We start from the raw sequence: 17,775 nt of genomic DNA on the forward strand, positions 1-17,775 counted from the left end.
GCAAAAAATTACCAACTAATTGATAAAGCTTTAAACTTAAAGAACTTCATGTATTAACATGCTCTGTAATTTGGCTTTACATTTAACTAGCCTATTAAGGTTTAGCACAATATTTTCTTATTTGCGCTGTTTTGGGTATCAGACACCATGTCATTATTTAAATTACTACTTTGCTCTGTCTGTACATTTATAGTCTTATACGCCCCTCAGCCTCTGTTACCTATTTTTTCTGAGCTATATGATGTTTCAATTGCAAACAGTGGCGCATTAATGACAGTAACTATGCTGCCACTTGCCATCGCACCACTTTGCTACGGCGTTATGCTGAGCCAGTTCAATCCGTTGTCAATTTTGCGTATCGCCTTGTTAATTCTTGCTGCAAGTAACTTACTTTTTGCCTATTCAGATTACTTCTCAGGACTGTTAATTTGCCGACTTATACAGGGTCTAACAGTACCTGCAGCACTAATAGGCATGACGAGTTATATCGGCACCACTTTTCAAGGTGATGCATTACAAAGAAATATGACTCTGTATATTGGTAGTTCAATTATTGGGGGTTACTTAGGCAGGATGCTTGCTGCAAACTTTGCCGCATTTTGGCAGTGGCAGAACTTTTTCTACTTAGTTAGTGTGAGCTTAGTTGTCCTTGCGTTAATCATTCCTAAACAAGTTAAAAGTGAAGAGCGCACTAAACTAAAAATAAAGCCTTGGCTACATTTAGCACATTTACTAGACATTATTCTCTTGCGCCTTTTCGTCGCGGTGTTTTTTATGTTTTTTTGCTTTGCCGCACTCCTAAACTTTTTACCCTTTATTGTACAAAACCAATACGGTATTTCGGATAATGAGGAAATTGGTTTTATTTACACGGGCTATTTGGTCGGAGCAATTTTGTCTGTTTGCACGCCATGGCTTAATAAGAAAATTAAAAACGCTTGGGCACTATTAAGCCTTATTTTTGTTTTATATTGTGTAAGTCACATCATGCTTGCAAGCCATACTTTAAGCTTATTCATTGTCAGCTTTACCCTTTTCTGTGGTTGTATGTTCGTTATTCATGCAACCGCAGCGCCATTAGCAAACAAAATTAGTGCCGCACCAGCTTCGGTGACTAACGGTGCTTATGTGTCTTTTTATTACAGCGGTGGCGCACTCGGCTCATTTTTACCAGGGTTTATCTTTGAAGAATATGGCTATATCGCGTTTTTGGCTTGTTTATTAGTTTGTTGCTTACTCGGGCTTACTGCATGCCTTGCAAACTACAAGCAAGGCACGTCTATGACTTGAGGCGTATGATCTGTGTACTCAAAAAAGCGCTCTAAATCCGCTTTATTTAACACCCAAGTCTGATCATTAAAAAATGGGTGACACTGAAATTGTTCAGCCTGCCATAGGCTTGATTCTACCCATACTGTGACTGATTGTTCGATATCGTTTAAAACTGCTAATGCCGAAACGCAGCCCGGTTTAACACCTAGGTATTTAGCTAACCGTTGAGATGATGCAAATCCCAATCGCGATAACTGTCGCTGTTTAGACAGCGCTTTTAAATCTACCTGATAATCAGCAGGTACCAACAAAAGGAAATGTCGCTTACCGTAGTTATCTCGTAAAAATAGATTTTTTATCCTCACACCAGCTCGATTGAGATTAAGATCGTCTGCATCTTGGCACGTATGTAATGGCGGATGTTCATACTTAATCACAGCTATTTTCAGTTCAGTAAAAGTTGCTTCGAGAGTTTTTAAACGATCACGTTCAACAACTTCAGTCATTACACTTTCCCCTTAACTGAACCTGTCGCTCCTTCCAATATACCTCATCAATTGAATAGCCATTAGAACAATATGCTTGCTCTTGTAGTGCGCCTTTAAGTAAAACAACAGCACGATCTTCAAGCGCTAGCTTTAAGCTTGAAGAATCCTCAATATGCTCTTCATTTACAAAGCGTTTAAAGTCACTGCGAGAGATCTTTTTTGCAGTATCAAGCTTCACTCGCGCTTGCTTCTCAACTGTGACTATAAAAGCAAATAAGTGCGTACCATCATCGGCCTGTTTAGTATGAAGCTTCTGTTTCTCAATTTTGAATGGTTCTGGTTCAGGCTTGTTAACACAAGCTGATAAGAGGAGAGCTGAGACTAAAGCTAGAAAAGCGCGTATTTTCATATAAATTAAGCCATTACAAAGAAGTCGAGTTTTTTCAGTTTATCAAAGCCAATAAATAATTTGTGATTTTTTTATCAATAGTATTGACGCTGAAATAAAAAAAATATAAATTTCTGTCCGTATTAAGTCTAGTAATGTGGGGCTATAGCTCAGCTGGGAGAGCGCCTGCCTTGCACGCAGGAGGTCAGCAGTTCGATCCTGCTTAGCTCCACCACTTTACTACTTTTCATTATTTCTTCATTTACATCACATAATCTTCTATTCAGGTCTATGTTTAAATTAATGGCTTTATAATTTTCTGCTCGTTTGCATTATTTGCCTACAAGCCATAAGAATTAACTGACTATTACTTTATAAATCGCTATATATTTTATTAACTAAATAGCCATATTCACATATGACTATTTGATAGGAGAGTGCATGTCAGCTATTTATATTACTGGAATTGCAGTATTTTCGGTTTTTGCTCAGTGGTTAGCTTGGATTTTTAAAGTACCCGCTATTTTATTTTTGCTACTCGTTGGCTTAATGTTGGGTCCTATCAGTGGGCAACTGAACCCTGATCTACTTTTGGGTGATCTGCTATTTCCTGTCGTATCTTTATCTGTTGCGATAATCCTTTTCGAAGGTGCGCTCACCTTACACTTCCGTGAATTAAAAGGTATTGGAAAAATCGTTCGCAACCTCTGCTCTATTGGCATGCTTGCTACTTTTATCATTATTACCTTAGCTGGCCTCTATATTCTTGAAATTGATTGGCGTGTTGCCGCCGTCTTAGGTGCCGTGCTAGTTGTGACTGGACCCACAGTGATAGCCCCTATGCTCAATGCGATGCGCCCAAATCAAGATATTGACAGAGTGTTGAGATGGGAAGGTATTGTCATTGACCCTATCGGTGCACTTTTTGCTGTACTTGTTTTTGAAGCTGTGAGCTTTGTAGGCGACGGTGAAATCGTTAGCCATACAGTCTGGGCATTATTTTCTACTCTTGGAGTCGGACTTGGTATTGGGCTTGTATCAGGCTGGTTAACTACCCTATTAATAAGAAAAGAGTGGCTACCTTATGAACTTCATAAGTTTGGCATTCTCGCATTGGTTTTATTTAGTTTTACGCTATCAAACCACTTAAGCCATGAATCTGGATTATTGGCTGTTACTGTATTTGGCATTTGGCTTGCCAATCAAGACGATTTAGAAATTGATTCTGTGTTGGAGTTTAAAGAAGACTTATCAATGATTTTGATATCTAGTCTGTTTATTTTGCTAGCCGCGAGATTAGAAATCGCAGATTTAATGTTGCTCGGTTTAAATACCACGCTGTTTATAGCTGTGGTGTTACTTATTGCTAGGCCTATTTGTATTGCGATTTCGACTTTTAACTCTGAGCTTTCCTTCAAATCACGAGTGTTACTGTCTTGGATCGCACCTAGAGGTATAGTTGCAGCTGCTGTTGGTTCTGTTTTTGCGCTAAGTATGATCGAAAAAGGTATACCTGATGCGGAAAAAATGGTTCCCCTTATCTTTACAGTGATTATAGTCACTGTCGTCTTACAAAGCTTAACCGCCACTCCATTTGCAAAATTTTTAGGTGTTCGCCAACCAAGCCCTAATACGTTACTCATTATAGGTGCAAACCATGTTGCTAGAGCTATTGCTAAAGGTTTACAAGAGCAGAGTATCAGTGTGCATTTATCAGATCCTGCTTGGGAAAACTGCAAAATGGCAAGAATGGATGGCTTGCAGTGTTATTATGGCAACCCACAATCTGAGCATGCCGAACGTTATTTACCAATGACTCAGTTAAGTAAAGTACTCGCGCTGTCGCCGAATCGACACCATAATGCACTGGGCGTGCAATATTTTTCCCACTTACTCAACGAACAAAGTGTATTCTCTCTTCGCTCCTCTACCAATCATGCGAAGGCAAATAAAGACAGTGCTACTTTTTTATCGAGACAAATATTATTCGGTGAACAAGGAAGCTATGCCAAACTCAGTAGTTTAATTGCAAAAGGTGGAAAAGTAAGCGCAACTAAACTAACCGAGGAGTTCAATTGGCAAAAGTACTTAGACGTCAATAAAGAAGCTTTACCCCTGTTTATTATCACTGAAAATACAAAAGATGAAGAAGTTACTGAAGCTCAGCCATTCTTAAATGAACACGACACACCTCCCAAAGAAGGTGATAAGATCATTGCCCTGCAACCACCGAAAATGACAGTTTTAAAAGAGTCATACTTACAAAATGATTCTGAGGCAGTTAATTCTTAAAAAATCACTCTGAGAAATTAAAAAGGCTGATTGCTAATTACGTCTAGATTGGCAGTCTGGCTCGCCTCACCACGCTTGCAGGCATTTTCTTCGCTAGATTAGCCAAAGATAATTCTATTTGCTTATGCAGCTTTTTATCTGCAACAACAGAATGAAATAACCACCTATAAGCGTCTTCATAATCTCTTGGGCTGCCATGACCTTCATTGAATAAGCGCACTAAACGCATTTGCGCTTTTAAATCACCTTGCGCAGCGGCTTCACGCAAATAAGTAATGGCCATTGCCTTATCAGCTTGTACAAGCTGTCCAACATCGTAATATCGCCCTAACTGCTCCAGCGCTGACGCTAAGCCCTGCTCTGCAGCTTGTTTCATATAATACAGGCCAAGTTCAACATCGCGCTCTACACACACTGCATAGGCCAACATGTCACCATACAGAAATTGATACGAGGGCAACGCCATGGTTTCTGCACGAGCTTCGATATCCTGCACGAGCTGACATTCATCATCTTTGACACGTTTTAAATGCTGGTTCTTTTTAATCAACTCAATTAATTCAGCTTGGGTGTAGAGCGGCACTGCTTTTAACTCTTCCGGCTGTGCAAAAGAGGGTTGACTAATACTGGCTAATAGTAAGCCGATTAAATGACGCTTTTGAAACATAAACACTCACCCATATAAATGACGCTCAAATCATTCAATAAATATACCAAAGTTAAACAGCCCAAAAAATTCAGGCACAAAAAAAGCTGCCGAAGCAGCTTTTTTTAACAAGATTGAATTACGCACCAAATGGGTTACGAACAATCATTGTTTCGATACGGTCAGGACCTGTAGAGATGATGTCTACTGGTACGCCTGTGATCTCTTCGATACGCTTGATGTAGTTGATAGCCGCTTCAGGAAGCTGCTCTACTGACGTTGCACCGAACGTATTTTCAGACCAACCTGGCATTTCTTCGTAAACAGGCGTTACTTTCTCGTAGCCTTCAGCTGCAAGAGGTGTAACGTTTGTTACTGTGCCATCTTCTAACTGGTAACCAGTACAGATCTTAATAGTTTCAACACCATCAAGTACGTCTAGTTTAGTTAAACAGAAGCCTGAAATTGAGTTGATCTGTACAGCGCGACGCATTGCAACAGCATCGAACCAACCAGTACGACGTAAACGACCTGTAGTCGCGCCGAACTCATGACCTTTGTCACCTAAGTGCTTACCTACTGGATCTTGCTTATCAAGACCATCGTAAAGCTCTGTAGGGAAAGGACCTGAACCTACACGCGTCGTGTAAGCTTTAACGATACCAAGTACATAATCTAGGTTAAGTGGACCGAAACCTGCACCCGTCGCAACACCACCAGCTGTTGTGTTTGACGACGTTACATATGGGTATGTACCGTGGTCAATATCAAGAAGTGTACCTTGAGCACCTTCAAATAAGATGTTGTCGCCAGCTTCACGTGTTTGGTCAAGTAGCTCAGTTACATCTACAACCATTGCTTTTAGAATATCAGCAACAGCCATTGCATCGTCATAAGTCTTCTGGAAGTCAACTGGGTCTACTTTGTAGTAGTTAACTAATGTGAAGTTATGGTACTCAAGAATTTCTTTAAGTTTTGCAGCAAACTGCTCTGGGTTGAATAGATCACCAACACGAAGACCGCGGCGAGCCACTTTATCTTCATAGGCAGGACCGATACCACGACCAGTTGTACCAATCGCTTTTTCACCACGCGCTAGTTCACGCGCTTGGTCTAATGCTACGTGGTAAGGCAAGATCAAAGGACATGCTTCACTGATAAGTAGACGTTCACGAACAGGTACGCCACGCTCTTCAAGCATACCAACTTCTTTCATTAACGCGTCAGGTGCTAATACAACACCATTACCAATTACACACTTAACGTTGTCACGTAAAATACCTGACGGGATTAAGTGTAGAACTGTTTTCTCACCATTGATCACCAAAGTATGACCCGCGTTGTGGCCACCTTGATAACGCACAACAAGAGAAGCTTTATCTGTTAGTAGATCAACTACTTTACCTTTACCTTCGTCACCCCATTGGGTGCCTAGTACAACGACGTTTTTACCCATTGCAATATCACTTAGAAAAAATTAGGCGAGGATTTTACCAGAAAATGACAACGAAGATAACCGTAAAAGTGGTATTTTTTCTGTACTGTGGGCGTGAATAAAACAATGTTTTGAAATGCAACAAAAAAGCCCTGAAAAAGTCAGGGCTTTTGAATTAGAAAATGCGAGCGCTATTTAATTACTTCGCGCCTTTCGCATCCTTCATATAGTCAAAGAACTCGCTGTCTGGTGATAGCACCATAACATCGCCTTTGTTATTGAAGGTTTTCTTATATGCTTCTAAAGAACGAACGAAACCGAAGAATTCCGCATCTTTATTGTATGCATCAGCGTAGATTTTAGCAGCTGTAGCATCACCTTCACCTCGTACGCTTCGCGCATTACGCTCAGCATCAGCAAGCATAACCGTCACGCGACGATCCACTTCTGCACGAATTGTTTCAGCTTTCTCTTGACCTTCAGAGCGGTGCTCTTTAGCTACCGCAGTACGCTCAGCACGCATACGACGGAAGATTGATTCACTGACTTCATTAGGTAGGTTGATTTGTTTTACACGAACGTCTAACACCTCAATACCTAACTCAGTCGCACTCTCAGATGCTTGCACCAAGGCTTCTGCCATTAACTCACTACGCTCACCAGATACAATCTCTTTGATTGTACGGTTACCGAAGTTAGTTCTCAGACCGTTATTCACTTTTTGCTTAAGAAGTGTTTCAGCATATTGCTTATCACCACGCGCACGCAGGTAGTAAGCGCTGAAATCATTCACTCGCCATTTAACAAACGAGTCAACGATCAAGTCTTTTTTCTCACTTGTTACGAAACGATCTGGTGCACCGTCAAGCGTTTGAATACGCGCATCAAGCTGCTTTACTTGGCTAAAGAAAGGCACTTTGAAATGAAGACCAGGGCCGTATACAACCGCATTATCTTCACTGTCTTTTTGCACTTTACTAAATAGTAAAACAATCGCTCGCTGACCTTCTTTAACAACAAACACCGATGAAAATGACATCAACACGGCAACAATTAAGAGGATAGAACTAAAATTTCTCATAACGCTTATCTCCCATTGTTGTTATATCTGTCATTTGAAAAACGGTCTCTAGTGCTATTCACAGTACTGTTATTACGTGATTGCTGGCCTAAAGTTTGGCGTAATTGATTTAAGTCATTCGCATTTGGTAGAGTCATGGCACCCTGTTGACCACTGCGCTGCATGATCTTATCAAGCGGTAAATACATCATGTTGTTACCGCCTTTGACATCAACCAACACTTTACTACTACTGCCTAATACTTCTTCCATCATATCGATGTAAAGGCGCTGACGAGTTACTTCTTTCGACGCTTGATATTCAGGTAAAAGCTGCTCGAATCGTGCTACTTCACCCTGTGCTTCAAGGATAATACGCTCTTTGTAACCTTCAGCTTCTTGTGTCATACGTGTAACTTGACCACGTGCACGCGGCTCGATTTCTCTCTCGTATGCTTCTGCTTCACGAATGAAACGCTCTTCATCTTCTTGTGCAGCAATCGCATCATCAAACGCGTCTTTTACTTCAGCTGGAGGACGAGAATCTTTAAAGTTAACGTCAGTGACGATTAAGCCTAGGTTGTATGGCTCGATAATCTTATTTAACTCGTCCCATGTACGTTGGCGAACCACTTCACGACCCGTAGTTAACACTTGGTCCATGCGTGAATGACCAACAACATAACGAAGCGCACTATCAAGCGCTTGCTGTAAGCTGTGATCAGCATCTGTCACGCTAAAGCGATATAGCGTTGGGTCTACAACACGATACTGAACTTCGAATTCAACACTCACTACATTTTCGTCTTCAGTCAGCATGAAACCTGACGCTGATAACGAACGAACCGCTTCGATGTCGATTGGAATTACTTGTTCAATAAACGTTGCCTTCCAGCGTAAGCCTGGCTCAGCAATTCGATCGAATTTACCAAACTGTAATACAATGCCTCGCTCTGCTTCTTTCACGGTATAAATACCACTTAGAGCCCAAACAACGATAGCAATTAGCAATACAAAGGTAATACCTGCACCGCCTAAACCACCATTACTACCACCAGGTTTGCCGCCAAAAATACCGCCAAATTTATCGCCGAATTTACGGAATACTTCGTCAAGATCGGGTGGGCCTTGATCTTTACCACCGCGGTTTTTCCACGGATCGTTATCATTGCCATTCTTACCCGGCTCATTCCAGGCCATAGCTATACTCCATTGTTATCTAAAATGAATTAAGTTAAATCTAACAAATATCTCGCATGACTTATATCTTTATGCGAAGAAAATCGTAACAGTCTTTGTTTAAACTGAAACGATGAACTGCTCGATATTTGCACCTTGTTCTTTTTTCAACCTTTCCCAATCAACTTGTGGGATACGGACATCAAGCAGCCAGTTACCTTGCTCATCATAGTTTTCTTGCTTTACGCCATTTAAATTAAACAGCGCTCCACGTAATTTACCTGATGCAGGTGGTACGCAAAGTGTGTGAGCAAACACTTTCTTTACCAGTAGCTTAGAGATAGCTTCTAGCAGTAACTCGGTACCTTCGCCAGTCTGTGCTGACAACCACACTCGAATTGGCACACCTTCGTCGTTAAAATCAATTCTTGGCTTAACATCTTCTAAGAGATCAATCTTGTTATAGACTAAAAGCTGAGGAATTTCATCTGCTTCGATCTCTTTAAGAACCGATTGTACCTCTTCTATGTTCTCTTTTCTTCTATTGTCAGCAACATCTATCACATGTAATTGTAGATCTGCTTCACGGGTTTCAGTCAGTGTCGCTTTAAACGCAGCTACTAAATCGTGTGGTAAATGCCTTATGAAACCTACCGTATCAGCAAAAATAACTGGACCAATATCGTCTATTTCTAACTTTCTAAGGGTTGGGTCAAGTGTCGCAAAGAGCTGATCTGCAGCATAAACCTCAGCATCAGTAACAAAATTAAATAAGCTAGACTTACCCGCATTGGTGTAACCCACTAAAGACACGGTAGGTACTTCATTTCGACTACGCGCACGCCTGCCTTGCTCTCGAACCGTGGCAACTTTCTCAAGTCTTTTACGTATACTTTTTATACGCTCTCTTAATAAACGACGATCGGTTTCAAGCTGAGTTTCACCCGGACCCCGTAAGCCAATCCCGCCTTTTTGACGTTCTAAGTGGGTCCAACCTCGGATCAGACGCGTTGAGATATGTCTAAGCTGGGCAAGCTCAACTTGTAATTTACCTTCGTGAGTACGTGCTCGCTGGGCAAAAATATCTAAAATCAGCGTCGTTCGGTCTAATACACGACACTTACAGATACTCTCTAGGTTTCTTTCTTGAGAGGGGCTGAGCTGGTGATTAAAGATGATAACATCTGCATTGTGGATTTTGACAATCTCAGCGATTTCTTCTGCTTTACCAGTTCCGACAAACAGTTTGGCATGCGGTGCTTGGCGACTGCCTTGCACAACCGCCAAACTTCTAACACCAGCAGAAGATACCAACATTTCTAACTCTCTGAGATCTTCGCGATCTCCTTCATTTTGAAAGTCGATATGGACTAAGATTGCCTGTTCGCCGGCTTCATAACGGTCAAACAAGCATTACGCTCCTAAAAAATTAATAATTACCTTCTTCGCTACCAGAATTATCTGAGTTATCACCGCCTTGTGCAGATTGGAAATTTACTGCTCTAGCTGGCACAACAGTTGAGATAGCGTGTTTGTAAACCATTTGGTTCACTGTATTTTCAAGTAAGATTACGAATTGATCGAATGATTGGATCTTACCTTGTAATTTGATGCCGTTAACTAAAAAAATTGAAACAGGAATGCGTTCACGACGTAGTACATTCAAAAATGGGTCTTGTAAAGATTGGCCTTTTGCCATTGTCTTATCCTTCGTTTTAGGTGTTATTATATTTTCTTTGTTGAGAAAACTCGAACAGCTTGATTTATCAACTACTAATAGCTTAGCGAAGTTAGAACACGTTGCAAGTTTTCTTGCGCATCAGTCTCTAACCAAGTCACATTTGGCCATCCCCTCAACCAAGTTAATTGTCGCTTTGCGAGTTGTCTCGTCGCCGCGACTCCTTTAAATAACATTTCATCGTGATCGTATTCGCCGGCTAAGTGTTCCCACATTTGTCGATATCCAACACAACGTATCGACGGTAAATCTAAATGTAAGTCTTCTCGCTGATATAGGGCCAAAACTTCATTTTTAAACCCCTGATCTAACATTATTTTAAATCTTTTTTCGATTCTGTCATGTAAGACTTTACGGTCAGAAGGGGTGATGGCAAATTGATGAAACGTATAAGGTAATTCAGGCTGCTTTTGTTGCTGCAACTCTGTCATGGTTTTGCCTGTTAAACGATACACCTCTAATGCACGATTAATTCGTTGGGAATCATTTTCACTGATCTTCGCTGCCGCTTCTGGGTCAACTTCAGTTAAAAGTGCATGAAGTGCTGGCCAACCAAGCTCATTGGCTTCTTTTTCTAACTGCGCACGGACTTTGTCATCCGCTTCAGGCAAAGGTGATAGGCCTTCTATTAACCCCTTAAAATACATCATGGTGCCGCCGACTAAAATGGGCACTTTACCTTTAGCATGTAGCGCATCGATACACTCAATGGCATCACGTCTAAATTCTGCAACCGAGTAACTCTCTTTGGGATCGATCAGGTCAATCAATTTATGTGGCGCTTGCGCTAATTCATCCGCATTGGGTTTTGCTGTACCAATGTCCATCCCTTTATACACCAATGCAGAATCGACACTGATAATCTCTGTGTCTAGATGCTGACATAACTCAATTGCCAGTGCTGTTTTACCAGCAGCTGTTGGGCCCATAAGGGTAATGACAGGTAACTTACTCACTGTGCGCCTTGTTCTAAAATTATTTTAAACATATTACTGTCTAGTTTAACTGCTTTTCTCTCTATTGCTGAAAGACATTGTGTATTGTTTTCTATTTTTATTTGTAAACTCGCAAAGCTATCACTAGCAAAATAACTACTTGGCGACTGCTCATATAACCACTCAAGCCAATGCTGAATATCACTAAACTCATTTGTGCAACAGTCTAACGTACGGTTAATTAGCTCAGCCACATCTATGCTATACACATTGATCGGCAGTTTTTTAACCATGATATATTTTTCAAAAAACTGAATATCAAAGCCGAGTAGAGTCAACCAAGATTGGTTCTTCTCAAGCGCTTGCTTATTTACAGAGTCTAAATTTACTCGAACAGGTAACAATAAAGCCTTACCAGTCAATGCCGCATCTTGCTCAATATCAGCTAGCCATAAAGGTAATAAAGCATACTTATAATGACTTAACAGAATATGATTTTGCTTTTTAACAAACAACATGCCCTCTGACAAAGGCATAATGTCGACTTCAGTGCGAGCTGCATTTGGAACATTTTCTTCAAGTGAAAAAGCCTCTGCAGATACTAATGTTTGAGTTTGCGGTGTCAGTGCTTGGTAAAACTCATTGGCATTATATTGATGCTTAGTTTGCTCAGTCGTATTCTGGTTTGCAGTTGCACGCGCCCCAGAGTATGAAGTTGAATTCGCCCTACTACTTTGCCCTGCACTTGATGAAAATTGGCTAGGTTTGGGCGTAAAATCAAACCCTGAAGGGACTGATACAAGAGGCTCAGATGCGGAGGTCAGCTCTGAGCGATAGTTCTGCTGCTGAGCATCTTCGACATAACCTGGTTGTGTCTCTGCACTCAAGCTACTTTGCTCTGGCATAAATACCACTTGTTTCACTGCTTGCACAATAAAATCATGAACTAAACGCGCTTGATGAAAGCGCACTTCATGCTTGGCCGGATGCACATTCACATCCACTTGTCTTGGGTCTAATTCAAGATAAATTACAAAGCCGGGCAATTCTATTTGCCCCATCTGTTCCTCAAATGCTTGGCGTATCGCATGCAAAATCAGTTTATCTCGCATCATACGACCATTTACATAGGTATATTGTGAATTGCCATTATCTCCACACGGTAATACCCAACCGTATAGTTTTAGCCCTTCTGCACCGGATTCGATATATGCTGCGTCGGTTGCAAACGCTTTACCCGCCACTTGTGCTACTCTGTCGCTACCCTGCTCTGGCGTTCGAGCACGATATTGACGAACCACTTTCTTATTGTGAGTCAGGGTAATTGCCACATCAAAACGGCTTAACGCAATGCGCTTCACCAGCTCATCAATATGGCTAAATTCGGTTTTTTCGGTACGTAAAAACTTACGTCGAGCTGGGGTGTTAAAAAATAAATCTTTAACTTCAATCGTGGTGCCATTGGGGTGAGCAGTCGGCTGTACTTGCACGGCCATGTCTCTTCCCTCAGCAAATGCCTGCCAAGCTGTTTCTTGCTCTGCGGGCTTTGAACTTAAAGTAAGACGCGATACCGAGCTGATTGATGCCAAAGCTTCACCACGAAACCCCAAAGATGAGATGCATTCGAGATCATCTAAACTTTTCAATTTACTGGTCGCATGGCGAGAGAGCGCCAATGTGAGTTCATCTTTTGCAATACCGTGACCATTATCACGAATGCGGATCAGCTTATGTCCACCGCGTTCAATATCTATTGTGATGCGGTTTGCTCCCGCATCAATACTATTTTCGACTAACTCTTTTACAACAGAGGCTGGCCTTTCAACCACTTCACCCGCAGCAATTTGGTTTGCTAAACGGGCAGGTAAAATTTCAATGCTCATGCAAGTTTACACTTTAGGAATTTTTAATACTTGACCAATGTACAAAGTATTTTTACTCAGTTTATTGGCTTTTTTCAGCGCTGATACTGTGGTGCCGTAACGCTGTGCTAATAAACTTAATGACTCACCACGCTTGACCTTATGCTGCATGGGCTTATTTTCTTTTAAGCGAGCAAATAATGAATCATCTGGTGGGTTCTTTTGGTAGTGAGCACGAATAGCTTTAAAAACTGCACGAGCAAGTCGCTCTTGATGACGTGCCGTTTTAAGCATTTTTTCTTCTTTTGGATTTGAGATAAATCCTGTTTCAACCAAAATTGACGGTATATCAGGTGACTTTAGAACTCCAAAATTAGCTGACTGAGGGGTTTTCTTATGCAACTTAGAGACTTTCTTCAGCTCTCTTACGACTTCTTCTGCAACGGTAAAACCGGTTTTCATAGAGTGATCCATTGACATATCTAGCAGTGCTTTTGCCAGATAACGTTCGTTTGCGGTATCTTTAATTAAATCAGCCGCACCACCTAATAGCTGAGAGTGCTTTTCTCTGTCTTCTAGCCATTTACCTGTTTCTGACTGCGCGCGTCGAAGCGATAATACCCAAACGGAGGTGCCATTAGGCTCTGGCCGAGTAAATGCGTCAGCATGAATAGACACGAAAAAATCAGCACGTTTTTGTCTTGCTTTAGAAGTACGTGTATTCAGCTTAAGAAAGTAGTCTCCCGTGCGAGTGAGTCTTGCTTGCATACCTGGCTCTGCATCAATCATTCTCGCCAGCCGTTTTGCAATCGGGAGCGTTATATTTTTTTCATAGGTGCCTGAAGGACCAATCGAACCAGGGTCTTCACCACCATGACCGGCATCTATCGCGACAATAATATCTCGATCAGTTACGCGTTCTCGCTTTTTCTTCGTATCGTTCGCTTCTAAACTCTTTTGCTTACCATATAAATCTATTACTAAACGATTTTTATAAGGTCCTGTAGGTGCTAAAGCAAAAATAACAGGCTTCACAGAGCGGGTAAGATCAAATACCAAACGCGTACTTTTAGCATTTTTTGGTTTGCTATAACGCAGTTTCGACATGACACGATGTTCTTTAGGAATTGTCGGTAGCTTGTTATGCTTTTTTGTATTTTCTAAATCAACCACTAAACGTAGAGGGTTCTTTAGCATAAAGTAGCTAAATTCAGGTTTAGCCGACATATCAAGCACCACGCGAGTACTCTCGGGCGAAGGCCAGACCCGAACCCCTTCGATGCTATTTTTTGCCCATGCCGATACACTCAGCAACAGGCAAAAGATGAGACTTAACTGTATTATTTTAATTATTCTTAGATTGTTCATCATTTTGTAGCGTATTTAATAACGCAATACCCCGTTCAGATTCAGCTTCAATACTGATCTGTCTTTGCTCCCCTAGGTACTGCATAGTAATATTCAAATCTGGAGTCGGGATAAACCCTTGCCCTTTTTCTGGCCACTCAATCACACATATTGACGACGGTGCAAAGTAATCTCTGATCCCCATATATTCGAGTTCTTCTGGGTCACCTAAGCGATATAAATCAAAGTGATACACTGAACAATGTTCTAGTTCATAAGGTTCAACTAAGGTATAAGTCGGGCTTTTAACCTTACCTGTGTGACCTAACCCTTGCACTATACCTCGCGTTAACGTTGTTTTACCTGCACCTAAATCGCCGTGTAAAAAAATTACAGCACCTTGTTGAACAAGCCTTGCAAGCACACCGCCCATATCTACTGTAGCAGCTTCATTTTCTAATATTAGAGTAAAGGTATTATGCATGTTTATCCTAATAAACGTCGAATATAAACGAATAAGTCACTGGCCAGTAACCCTTTTTCTCCTTCTTTAGCTGCTATCTGTGCAGCTAAACCGTGCACATACACACTAAGGTGCGCAGCATTAAAAGGAGTGAGGCCTTGCGCAATCAAAGCAGCAATCATACCAGATAATACGTCCCCCATCCCAGCACTGGCCATTGCCGGTGTGCCCGAGCGGTTAATTACCATACTATTTTTATCACAAACTAAACTTCCGGGACCTTTTAATACTACTGACGCAGCATATTTTTCATGTAGTTTCTTGGCTACATTAAATCGTGCTGTAATTTCATATTCTTCATTGAGTAAACGTTTTGCTTCACCAACATGAGGGGTCAACACGCACTCAGATAAAACCCTTGGCTGCTTTGCTAATAGATTTAGGGCGTCAGCATCGAAAACAACAGAGCCTGAAAACTCAGATAATGCATTAAACATACTCTTTGACCATGTTGTTTGACCTAAGCCGGGTCCAATTACTACAACATCTGCCCTGCCCATTAATTCAATTAAATCTTCAGTTTGCTCCACGCCATGAACCATAAGCTCATAACGCCCTTGCAATACCATTGCAACATTGTCTGGATGAGTTGCCACACTCACTAACCCAGCTCCAGATCTTAAACACGCTTCTGCAGCTAATCTGATAGCGCCAGCCATGCCTTTGCCACCGCCTATAAGCAATACATGACCGCATTGGTTTTTATAGCTATCGATTTGTCGAATCGGTCTATAAGCAAGTTGTGCTGTCTGATTTAAGTAACTTGCAGAAGGGAGTGTGAGTGTTTTAAACGCCTCGACAACATCTAGTTCAGCAAGTAATAACTGACCACAATGTGAAACTGCTTGACCGGTTAACAAGCCTTGTTTAAGTGCGATAAAGGTTAAAGTAAAATCAGCTTTAAATGCACCTTGGGCAACTACAGAGGTCGTCGCATTAACACCGCTTGGCACATCTATACTGACTTTAATTGCCGTACTTTGTTCACATTGCTGGAAAATTGCCGCAACAGGTGCTGCTAAGTCGCCACTAAAGCCCGTACCAAATACACCATCGACAATCACATCAAAATTACCTTGTTGTGGCCAGCCCGCACTAAACGCCACCTCACATAATTTCGCATGCTGAAAAGCTTTAAGCGCATCACCTTGCAAAAGAGTCGTAGAGAAGACACTATAAACTAATACCTGACGCCCAGTTTGCTGAAGGTGAGCTGCAAGCAAGTAAGCATCACCAGCATTATTTCCTTTTCCAGCCAAGATCAAAACTCGCTCAGCATTCACTAACTCGTTTTCAAATAAGCTAAAAACGGCTTCGCCTGCTCGTTGCATTAATTGCCATAAACTCAAGCCCATTTTTTGTGCAGCTTGCGCTTCATTAGCTTTCACTTGCTGTGCTGTATAAGCGTCTTGTGGTAAATTAGCAGTGTATTTAGCTTCCAAGATTATAATTCCGTGACTGCCACTAATATTGATTATATTGAACTTGCTGCAAAAATTAAGCAATGGGGAAAAGAATTTGGCTTTGCCGAAGTTGGGATCACGGATATCGATCTATCTGAACATGAAGCTCAACTGCAACGTTGGCTAGATAACGGTTATCATGGCGAAATGAGCTATATGGCTGCACACGGTATGAAACGTGCCAGACCTGCAGAGCTAGTCCCAGGTACTCAACGCATTATTAGTGTAAAAATGAACTATCTACCACCTGAGGCCAGTTTTGCCAAAGCACTAGCAAATAAAGCAACAGCCTATATAAGTCGCTATGCATTGGGTCGCGATTATCACAAAGTGATCAGGAACAAATTAAAAAAGCTAGGTCAAAAAATAGAGCAAGAAGTTGGACAGTTTGGGTTTCGCCCTTTTGTTGATTCAGCGCCTGTTCTAGAGCGTCAACTCGCTGAGAAGGCTGGACTTGGGTGGCGAGGAAAAAATAGTTTACTCATTCATAAGCAAGCGGGTTCATGGTTTTTCTTAGGTGAATTATTTGTCGATTTACCGTTACCCATAGACGAGCCAAATAACGAAGAGGGCTGCGGAAAATGCACCGCCTGTTTAACATTATGCCCAACAGGTGCCATTGTTGAGCCTTATGTCGTGGATGCTCGTAAATGCATATCCTATTTGACAATTGAACTTCAAGGGCCCATTCCTAAGCAATACCGCCCATTACTTGGCAATCGTGTGTATGGCTGCGATGATTGCCAACTCGTGTGTCCTTGGAACCGCTTTGGTCAACTCACCCAAGAAGATGATTTCACCCCACGGAAAAACTTAAAAGATCAAGAGTTGCTAACTTTATTTAATTGGACGGAAGAAACGTTTTTGAAAAATACCGAAGGTAGCCCAATTCGTCGCATTGGTTTTGAACGCTGGCAACGTAATTTAGCGGTTGGATTAGGGAATGCACCATTTAATCAAGACATTATTGATAAACTTGTTCTAGCATTGCCTAATAGCTCAGAACTCGTACAAGAACATATAGAGTGGGCACTCACACAACAGAGAAGTAAAAAAGAGGAACTTGATAGGAAGCAAGCGCGGTTAATCCGAATTATTGAGAAAGGACTGCCGCGCGATGCATAAAATGTACTAGCTCAGACTTGATC

General features: G+C 41.5%; 16 protein-coding genes and 1 tRNA gene. 4 read left to right on the top strand and 13 right to left on the bottom strand.

The window, feature by feature from the left end; translation table 11 throughout:
• The first annotated feature begins 147 nt into the window (after positions 1-147).
• Positions 148-1,290, top strand: coding sequence for an MFS transporter (locus CWB72_RS13310; RefSeq protein WP_138632151.1), 1,143 nt, complete (start codon positions 148-150; stop codon positions 1,288-1,290).
• On the opposite strand, the gene CWB72_RS13315 is transcribed toward CWB72_RS13310, so the two are convergent.
• Together CWB72_RS13315 and CWB72_RS13320 are read right to left on the bottom strand one after the other, a co-directional pair.
• The gene (locus tag CWB72_RS13315) at positions 1,263-1,778 is read right to left on the bottom strand and encodes a prolyl-tRNA synthetase associated domain-containing protein (RefSeq protein WP_138632154.1); all 516 of its coding nucleotides are present in this window, start codon (positions 1,776-1,778) and stop codon (positions 1,263-1,265) included. The two genes, CWB72_RS13310 and CWB72_RS13315, sit on opposite strands and share 28 nt — an antisense overlap.
• Entirely contained in the window at positions 1,771-2,169 is a 399-nt protein-coding gene (locus tag CWB72_RS13320) for a hypothetical protein (protein WP_138632157.1), read from the bottom strand. The genes CWB72_RS13315 and CWB72_RS13320 overlap by 8 nt, the downstream gene beginning before the upstream one ends.
• A gap of 138 nt (positions 2,170-2,307) precedes the next feature.
• Here CWB72_RS13320 and CWB72_RS13325 point away from each other — a divergent pair.
• Together CWB72_RS13325 and CWB72_RS13330 are read left to right on the top strand one after the other, a co-directional pair.
• A tRNA-Ala gene (locus CWB72_RS13325) sits at positions 2,308-2,383 on the top strand.
• Between the two features lie 206 nt (positions 2,384-2,589).
• Positions 2,590-4,440 carry a cation:proton antiporter gene (locus CWB72_RS13330; protein ID WP_138632160.1) on the top strand — a complete coding sequence of 617 codons (1,851 nt, stop codon included), beginning with the start codon at positions 2,590-2,592 and terminating at the stop codon, positions 4,438-4,440.
• A gap of 43 nt (positions 4,441-4,483) precedes the next feature.
• Here CWB72_RS13330 and CWB72_RS13335 read toward each other — a convergent pair whose 3' ends face one another.
• From CWB72_RS13335 to CWB72_RS13385, 11 genes are all read right to left on the bottom strand, one after another.
• Entirely contained in the window at positions 4,484-5,107 is a 624-nt protein-coding gene (locus CWB72_RS13335) for a tetratricopeptide repeat protein (RefSeq protein WP_138632163.1), read from the bottom strand.
• A gap of 118 nt (positions 5,108-5,225) precedes the next feature.
• On the bottom strand, positions 5,226-6,542 hold the full coding sequence (locus CWB72_RS13340) for an adenylosuccinate synthase (RefSeq protein ID WP_058030976.1): 1,317 nt from the start codon (positions 6,540-6,542) through the stop codon (positions 5,226-5,228).
• A gap of 178 nt (positions 6,543-6,720) precedes the next feature.
• The gene (gene hflC, locus CWB72_RS13345; RefSeq protein WP_058030977.1) at positions 6,721-7,602 is read right to left on the bottom strand and encodes a protease modulator HflC; all 882 of its coding nucleotides are present in this window, start codon (positions 7,600-7,602) and stop codon (positions 6,721-6,723) included.
• A 5-nt stretch (positions 7,603-7,607) separates the two neighbouring features.
• Positions 7,608-8,780, bottom strand: coding sequence for an FtsH protease activity modulator HflK (hflK, locus tag CWB72_RS13350; RefSeq protein WP_138632166.1), 1,173 nt, complete (start codon positions 8,778-8,780; stop codon positions 7,608-7,610).
• A gap of 99 nt (positions 8,781-8,879) precedes the next feature.
• On the bottom strand, positions 8,880-10,169 hold the full coding sequence (hflX, locus tag CWB72_RS13355; protein ID WP_138632169.1) for a ribosome rescue GTPase HflX: 1,290 nt from the start codon (positions 10,167-10,169) through the stop codon (positions 8,880-8,882).
• A gap of 19 nt (positions 10,170-10,188) precedes the next feature.
• Positions 10,189-10,458, bottom strand: coding sequence for an RNA chaperone Hfq (hfq, locus tag CWB72_RS13360; RefSeq protein ID WP_130254041.1), 270 nt, complete (start codon positions 10,456-10,458; stop codon positions 10,189-10,191).
• Between the two features lie 74 nt (positions 10,459-10,532).
• Positions 10,533-11,426 (bottom strand): tRNA (adenosine(37)-N6)-dimethylallyltransferase MiaA, encoded by an 894-nt coding sequence (miaA, locus tag CWB72_RS13365; RefSeq protein ID WP_212747893.1) that lies wholly within the window; start codon positions 11,424-11,426, stop codon positions 10,533-10,535.
• Positions 11,427-11,449: 23 nt separating this feature from the next.
• Positions 11,450-13,315: a DNA mismatch repair endonuclease MutL gene (gene mutL / locus CWB72_RS13370; RefSeq protein WP_138632175.1), complete on the bottom strand. Its 1,866-nt coding sequence runs from the start codon at positions 13,313-13,315 to the stop codon at positions 11,450-11,452.
• 6 nt (positions 13,316-13,321) lie between these two features.
• Positions 13,322-14,662 carry an N-acetylmuramoyl-L-alanine amidase gene (locus CWB72_RS13375; protein WP_436409855.1) on the bottom strand — a complete coding sequence of 447 codons (1,341 nt, stop codon included), beginning with the start codon at positions 14,660-14,662 and terminating at the stop codon, positions 13,322-13,324.
• Complete coding sequence (gene tsaE / locus CWB72_RS13380; protein WP_138567317.1) at positions 14,640-15,125, bottom strand: tRNA (adenosine(37)-N6)-threonylcarbamoyltransferase complex ATPase subunit type 1 TsaE; 486 nt, start codon at positions 15,123-15,125, stop codon at positions 14,640-14,642. The genes CWB72_RS13375 and tsaE overlap by 23 nt, the downstream gene beginning before the upstream one ends.
• A gap of 2 nt (positions 15,126-15,127) precedes the next feature.
• Positions 15,128-16,606: an NAD(P)H-hydrate dehydratase gene (locus CWB72_RS13385; protein WP_138632181.1), complete on the bottom strand. Its 1,479-nt coding sequence runs from the start codon at positions 16,604-16,606 to the stop codon at positions 15,128-15,130.
• Positions 16,607-16,618: 12 nt separating this feature from the next.
• Between CWB72_RS13385 and queG the strand changes: the two genes are divergently transcribed.
• Positions 16,619-17,752: a tRNA epoxyqueuosine(34) reductase QueG gene (queG, locus tag CWB72_RS13390; protein ID WP_138632184.1), complete on the top strand. Its 1,134-nt coding sequence runs from the start codon at positions 16,619-16,621 to the stop codon at positions 17,750-17,752.
• Positions 17,753-17,775 lie beyond the last annotated feature (23 nt).

Origin of the sequence: Pseudoalteromonas phenolica (genome assembly GCF_005886345.1) — a bacterium.
GTDB classification, from domain to species: Bacteria; Pseudomonadota; Gammaproteobacteria; order Enterobacterales; family Alteromonadaceae; genus Pseudoalteromonas; species Pseudoalteromonas phenolica_A.

Excerpts from the sequence above, each read along its gene's own strand:
- CWB72_RS13310 (WP_138632151.1), top strand. The coding sequence starts at position 148 with ATGTCATTATTTAAATTACTACTTTGCTCTGTCTGTACATTTATAGTC.
- CWB72_RS13315 (WP_138632154.1), bottom strand. The coding sequence starts at position 1,778 with ATGACTGAAGTTGTTGAACGTGATCGTTTAAAAACTCTCGAAGCAACT.
- CWB72_RS13320 (WP_138632157.1), bottom strand. The coding sequence starts at position 2,169 with ATGAAAATACGCGCTTTTCTAGCTTTAGTCTCAGCTCTCCTCTTATCA.
- CWB72_RS13330 (WP_138632160.1), top strand. The coding sequence starts at position 2,590 with ATGTCAGCTATTTATATTACTGGAATTGCAGTATTTTCGGTTTTTGCT.
- CWB72_RS13335 (WP_138632163.1), bottom strand. The coding sequence starts at position 5,107 with ATGTTTCAAAAGCGTCATTTAATCGGCTTACTATTAGCCAGTATTAGT.
- CWB72_RS13340 (WP_058030976.1), bottom strand. The coding sequence starts at position 6,542 with ATGGGTAAAAACGTCGTTGTACTAGGCACCCAATGGGGTGACGAAGGT.
- hflC (WP_058030977.1), bottom strand. The coding sequence starts at position 7,602 with ATGAGAAATTTTAGTTCTATCCTCTTAATTGTTGCCGTGTTGATGTCA.
- hflK (WP_138632166.1), bottom strand. The coding sequence starts at position 8,780 with ATGGCCTGGAATGAGCCGGGTAAGAATGGCAATGATAACGATCCGTGG.
- hfq (WP_130254041.1), bottom strand. The coding sequence starts at position 10,458 with ATGGCAAAAGGCCAATCTTTACAAGACCCATTTTTGAATGTACTACGT.
- miaA (WP_212747893.1), bottom strand. The coding sequence starts at position 11,426 with ATGGGCCCAACAGCTGCTGGTAAAACAGCACTGGCAATTGAGTTATGT.
- mutL (WP_138632175.1), bottom strand. The coding sequence starts at position 13,315 with ATGAGCATTGAAATTTTACCTGCCCGTTTAGCAAACCAAATTGCTGCG.
- CWB72_RS13375 (WP_436409855.1), bottom strand. The coding sequence starts at position 14,662 with ATGAACAATCTAAGAATAATTAAAATAATACAGTTAAGTCTCATCTTT.
- tsaE (WP_138567317.1), bottom strand. The coding sequence starts at position 15,125 with ATGCATAATACCTTTACTCTAATATTAGAAAATGAAGCTGCTACAGTA.